Origin of the sequence: Microbacterium sp. (assembly GCF_031988965.1) — a bacterium.
Taxonomy (GTDB): Bacteria; Actinomycetota; Actinomycetes; order Actinomycetales; family Microbacteriaceae; genus Microbacterium.
The window spans coordinates 25,559-31,091 of sequence record NZ_DALZXX010000016.1 but is presented as its reverse complement, the minus strand read 5'-3'; the positions used below and the strand labels follow the sequence as shown (position 1 = coordinate 31,091).

General features: G+C 68.5%; 5 protein-coding genes. 1 reads left to right on the top strand and 4 read right to left on the bottom strand.

Features of this window, described 5'->3' with window-relative positions:
* The 4 genes from RTM68_RS05940 to cycA all read right to left on the bottom strand — a co-directional run.
* On the bottom strand, positions 1 to 488 hold a 488-nt coding region (locus RTM68_RS05940; RefSeq protein WP_312169251.1), incomplete at its 3' end, for a DnaJ domain-containing protein.
* 51 nt (positions 489 to 539) lie between these two features.
* Positions 540 to 1,193 (bottom strand): YigZ family protein, encoded by a 654-nt coding sequence (locus tag RTM68_RS05935; protein ID WP_312169227.1) that lies wholly within the window; start codon positions 1,191 to 1,193, stop codon positions 540 to 542.
* Between the two features lie 47 nt (positions 1,194 to 1,240).
* Entirely contained in the window at positions 1,241 to 2,227 is a 987-nt protein-coding gene (locus RTM68_RS05930) for an aldo/keto reductase (protein WP_312169225.1), read from the bottom strand.
* A gap of 75 nt (positions 2,228 to 2,302) precedes the next feature.
* Entirely contained in the window at positions 2,303 to 3,763 is a 1,461-nt protein-coding gene (gene cycA / locus RTM68_RS05925; RefSeq protein WP_312169223.1) for a D-serine/D-alanine/glycine transporter, read from the bottom strand.
* Between the two features lie 149 nt (positions 3,764 to 3,912).
* Between cycA and RTM68_RS05920 the strand changes: the two genes are divergently transcribed.
* Positions 3,913 to 5,385 carry an MATE family efflux transporter gene (locus RTM68_RS05920; protein ID WP_312169221.1) on the top strand — a complete coding sequence of 491 codons (1,473 nt, stop codon included), beginning with the start codon at positions 3,913 to 3,915 and terminating at the stop codon, positions 5,383 to 5,385.
* Positions 5,386 to 5,533 lie beyond the last annotated feature (148 nt).

Sequence of the window (5,533 nt, the reverse complement as noted above, 5' to 3'; positions counted from 1 at the left end):
AGCGCGCTCACGGTGCGCGCGGTCGCCTCTTCGGCGAGGGCGTCGGCGAGCAGACGGCGCAGATCCCGCGGAGCGGAGCGCACCAGCGCGGGGTCGTACGGATCGGGTACCTCGACGCCGCGGCCGGCCCACTCGCGGATCAGCACCAGGTAGCGCTCGCGGCGCCATCCGCCGGGATGCCCGTAGGAGCGGGCGCGGGGCCGGGTGTCGGTGCGCGTGGCGGTCTGCGGTCGCCATCCGCTCGACGCGGAGTCGGTCTGGATGCCGGGATGCACCCCGCTGCGACGATCGTAGGCCGCGCGGTCCTCGGGGGTGCCGACCAGCTCCCAGGCGCGCTGCACCTGGATGAAGACCGCCGCGTCGCCGCCCGTGTCGGGGTGCGTCTGCCGCAACCTGAGGCGGTATGCGCGGCGCAGCTCGGCGTCGTCGACCCCGGCGTCCACGCCGAGGATCTCGTACGCAGAGGCCGAGAGCGGACTGTCGAACATCGCTCTCCTTCCGCGACCGCGGCATCCAGGATATCCGCCGCAGCTTATGGGTCAGGCGGGAACGTCGACGATGCGCTCCTCGCCCCGCACAGGTGAGACGGAGCCGGCGGATGCCGCGGCGATGTCGTCGTCGAGTCGGGCGAGCCGGTGTGCGGGCACCCAGACCTCGAGGGTCGCGACCGCGCCGTAGCGGGCGTCGCCGAGGGTGGCCCCGTGGTGTGCAGCCCAGTCGCGCAGCAGGTTGTCGTAGCGTCCGGCATCGGCGTGGGAGACGTCGACCGTGACCTGCGTGAGCGCTTGCCGACGCACGAGTACCGCGAGGTCGAGCGCCTCGGACACGGCGGTCGAGTAGGCGCGCACCAGCCCACCGGCCCCGAGCTTCACGCCGCCGAAGTAGCGGGTCACGACCGCCACGACATCGGTCAGCTCGCGCCGCCGCAGCACCTCGAGCATCGGCACCCCCGCGGTGCCCGAGGGCTCGCCGTCATCGGATGACCGCGCCTGGTCGCCGAGAAGACCCGTCACCATCGCGGTGCAGTTGTGCCGCGCATCCCACCACTGCTTGCGGACCCGGGCGATCACCGCATCCGCATCCTCGACGGAGGTGACCGGCTCGACGGAGGCGATGAACCGTGACTTCTTGATGACGATCTCGTTCTGCACCGGGGCGGCGATCGTGGCCGGGTAGCTGCGGGCGGAGGTCATCCGCCTCAGACTACCCAGCCGCGCAGACTACCCAGCCGCGCACCGGCTCACTTGTCGACGAACGACATCTGCTGCGGGTTGTACCGATCGCCCTGCACACCGACGCGCGCCGCGAGCTGGTCGAGATCGGCGACCTCGTCGGCCGACAGTGGAACCGTCGCCGAACCCGCGTTCTCGGCGATGCGCGAGGTGCGTCGCGTGCCCGGAATCGGCACGATCCACGGCTCCCGGGCGAGCAGCCACGCGAGGGCGATCTGGCCGGGCGAGGCGTCTTTCGACGCGGCGAGGTCCGCCACGTGTGCGACCAGCGCCTCGTTCGCCGAGCGGTTCTCCTCGCTGAAGCGCGGGATCGTGCCGCGGATGTCGCCCTCGCTGAACGAGGTGCTCCGGTCGACCGTGCCCGTGAGGAAGCCCTTGCCGAGAGGGCTGAACGGCACGAAGCCGATGCCGAGCTCGGCGAGCACCGGCAACACCTCGGACTCGGGGTCGCGCGTCCACAGCGAGTACTCGCTCTGCAGGGCCGTGACCGGCTGCACGGCGTGCGCCCGGCGGATGGTGGCGGCGGATGCCTCGGAGAGTCCGAAGTGCCGCACCTTGCCCTCGGCGATCAGCTCGGCCACGGTGCCCGCCACATCTTCGATCGGCACATCGGGGTCGACGCGGTGCTGGTAGAACAGGTCGATCACATCGGTGCGCAGGCGCCGCAGCGACTCGTCGGCGACGCGACGGATCTGCTCGGGACGACTGTTCAGGCCGACGCTCTTGCCGTCTTCGATGCGCCAGCCGAACTTCGTCGCGATCACGACCTGATCGCGGATCGGCTCGAGGGCCTCACCGACGAGCTCCTCATTGACGTAGGGGCCGTAGACCTCCGCGGTGTCGAAGAACGTCACGCCGAGGTCGAGCGCCGACCGCAGCACGGCGATCATCTCGTCGCGCGTGCCGGGGTTCGGGCCGTAGCTCTGCGACATGCCCATGCAGCCGAGGCCGACAGCGGAGACTTCGAGGCCCTGTCCGAGTGTGCGAGTGTGCATCAGGTGTCCTTTCGTTGTGCCTGACGCTACGCCGGTGTGCACGGACGAGGGAGGGCCTGTCGGAACCTCCCTGCCCTACTCGGCGGACTCGTCGCGCAGGTACGCGATGTGCTTCGCGTGCCGCGTCAGATGGTTCTGCGACCTGCGCACGAACATCCACGCCACGAGCAGCAGCACGAACCAGATCGGCGTCACCAGCAGGGCGGTCAGGGTGTCGGGCTGGGTCGTCAGCGCCCACAGGATGAACACGAAGAACGCGAGCACCACGTAGACCATGGCGATGCCGCCCGGCATCCGGAAGGTCGAGGCCGCGACCTTCTCGGGGCGCCGGCGACGGTAGACGAGGTAGCTGCAGAGGAAGATCGTCCAGACGAACATGAAGCACACGGCCGAGACCGTCGTGACCATGTCGAACGCCGTGCCGATGTCCTCGCCCGCGTAGAGCAGCACGACGCCCGAGAGCAGCAGGATGCACGACAGGAACAGCGCGTTCTGCGGCACGCGGCGCTTCGACAGGCGGCCGAAGATGCGCGGGGCGTCGCCGTCCTGTGCGAGGCCGAACACCATGCGCGAGGTCGAGTAGATGCCCGAGTTCGCGCTCGACATCGCCGAGGTCAGCACGACGAGGTTCACGACGGTCGCCGCGATGCCGAGGCCCGCGAGGGCGAACATCGCGATGAAGGGGCTCTCGCCGGCGACGTACTCGGTCCACGGGGTGACCGCCATGAGGATGACGAGCGCGCCGACGTAGAAGAGCAGGATGCGGATCGGGATCGCGTTGATCGCCTTGGGCAGGTTCTTCTCGGGATCCTTGGTCTCGGCGGCCGCGGTGCCGACGAGCTCGACGCCCACGAACGCGAAGACGGCGATCTGGAAGCCGGCCACGAAGCCCATGAAACCGTGCGGGAACATGCCGCCGTGCGACCACAGGTTCGCGAAGCTGGCGGTGCCCGCGTCGTGCTGGAAGCCGGTGATGATCATCACGAGACCCGTGATGATGAGAGCGACGATCGCGACGATCTTGATCAGCGCGAACCAGAACTCCATCTCGCCGAAGGCGGCGACCGTGGGAAGGTTCAGCGCGAGCAGGATCAGGATCACGAGCAGGCCCGGGATCCACAACGGGATGCCGGGGAACAGCGCATCCGTGTAGCCGGCGATCGCGATCACGTCGGCGACTCCGGTGACGACCCAGCAGAACCAATAGGTCCAGCCGGTGAAGAACCCGGCCCAGGGGCCGAGCAGGTCGCTCGCGAAATCGCTGAACGACTTGTATTTGAGATTCGACAGCAGCAGCTCGCCCATCGCCCGCATGACGAAGAAGAGCATGAAGCCGATGATCATGTAGACGAAGATCACCGAGGGGCCGGCGACCGAGATCGTCTTGCCGCTGCCCATGAAGAGGCCGGTGCCGATCGCTCCGCCGATCGCGAGCAGCTGGATGTGGCGGTTGCTCAGCGCCCGCTTGAGGTGCTGCTCGTCTCCGTCCGCGGTTCCGCCCACCCCGACGGCATCTCCGGTCTTCTCTGTGGTCATCGATCGAACCTCCGGTGTCCGTGCCGCGACCCGCTGCGGCATCCTTCCGACCGTACTTCCCGATCGGCTCTACCGGTTAACCGAATCGATTCGATATCCTGGAACCCTCCCCCCGATCCCGCCCCGAGTTTCTGCGAGCCGCTTCCCCCATGGCCACCTCCCTCACCACGGGCCGCCCGTGGCGTGTCATCCTCTCGTTCTCGATCCCCCTGCTGCTCGGCAACGTCGTGCAGCAGATGTACCAGTTCGCCGACGCCGTCGTCGTCGGACGACACCTCGGCGTCCAGTCCCTCGCCGCCGTCGGTGCGACGGGAAGTCTGCTCTTCCTGCTCATCGGCTTCGCCTGGGGTCTCACGAGCGGTTTCGCGATCCCGATCGCACAGGCGTTCGGCGCCGGCGATGCCGCGGGTGTTCGCCGCTCGGTCGCGACGGGCGTGATCCTGACCGGCATCACGAGCGTCGTCCTGACGATCGCCGCGCCGCTGATCGCGCGCCCGGTACTCGAGCTGCTGCAGACGCCGTCGGAGCTCATGACCGAGGCGACGATCTTCACGCAGATCAGCTTCATCGGCGCGAGCGCGACGATGTTCTTCAACTATCTCTCCGCGATCATCCGCGCGATCGGCGACTCCCGCACGCCGCTGATCTTCCTCACCGTGTCGTGCGTCCTGAACGTCGGCCTGGTGATCCTCATGGTCGGCCCGCTCGAGTGGGGGGTCGGCGGTGCTGCCATCGCGACCGTCGTCGCCCAGGCGGTGTCCGTGATCCTGTGCCTCGAGTTCGTCCGCCGCCGTCTGCCGATCCTGCACCTGCGCCGCGTCGACTGGCAGGTCACCCGCGACGACATCCGCGAGCATCTGCGCCTCGGTCTGCCGATGGGATTCCAGGCCTCGATCATCGCGATCGGCACTCTGGCCGTGCAGGTGGCGCTGAACACGCTCGGTTCCGATGCGGTCGCCGCCTACACGACGGCATCCCGCGTCGACGGGCTCGCCGTGGCGTTCCTCTCGTCGCTCGGTCTCGCGGCGTCGATGTACGCGGCGCAGAACCTCGGCGGACGCCGCCCCGACCGCATCCGCCGCGGTGTCATCGAGGGCACCTGGATGGCGGTCATCACGGGGGCACTGCTCGGTGTGATCATCATCGCCTTCGGCGCCCCGATGGTGCGTCTGTTCATCGGCGAGGGATCCGACGACGTCGTCGAGCTCGCGCACCTCATGCTCATCATCAACGGCTGCGGCTACTGGATGCTCGGCATCCTCTTCGTGCTCCGCGGCGCGCTGCAGGGGCTGGGGCACACGCTGGTGCCCACTGTCACCGGCGTGATCGAGCTGGTGATGCGCGTGGGAGCCGCGGTGGTGCTCGGTGCGCTCATCGGATTCGCCGGTGTCGCGCTCAGCAACCCGCTCGCCTGGCTCGGCGCGATCGTGCTGCTCGTGCCCGCCTACATCCGCGCGCACCGCGCGCTCGGGGCCATGCCCGTCGAGCCGCTCGAGGCGACCGAGACCTCGGCCATCGCGATCGTCGGGCCCACCGACGGGTCGATGGTCGTCGACGCCGTGATCACCCAGTCGGTGCCGGTGGTACGCGGCTCGCGTTTCGCGTGGTTGAAGCGCCGCTGAACGACTCGTCACGGTTGGGGAACATCATCCTTCAGATGGATGCCGTATCAACCGATACTTCGTAATCTTGGTGATGCGGAGATACCGCTGACGGGGGGTCGTCATGACGTCATCGAGGATGGCACACGAGTTGGCAGCATTCCTGGTT

Coding starts and splice junctions, on each gene's coding strand:
- RTM68_RS05935 (WP_312169227.1), bottom strand. CDS start 1,193: ATGACCTCCGCCCGCAGCTACCCGGCCACGATCGCCGCCCCGGTGCAG.
- cycA (WP_312169223.1), bottom strand. CDS start 3,763: ATGACCACAGAGAAGACCGGAGATGCCGTCGGGGTGGGCGGAACCGCG.
- RTM68_RS05930 (WP_312169225.1), bottom strand. CDS start 2,227: ATGCACACTCGCACACTCGGACAGGGCCTCGAAGTCTCCGCTGTCGGC.
- RTM68_RS05920 (WP_312169221.1), top strand. CDS start 3,913: ATGGCCACCTCCCTCACCACGGGCCGCCCGTGGCGTGTCATCCTCTCG.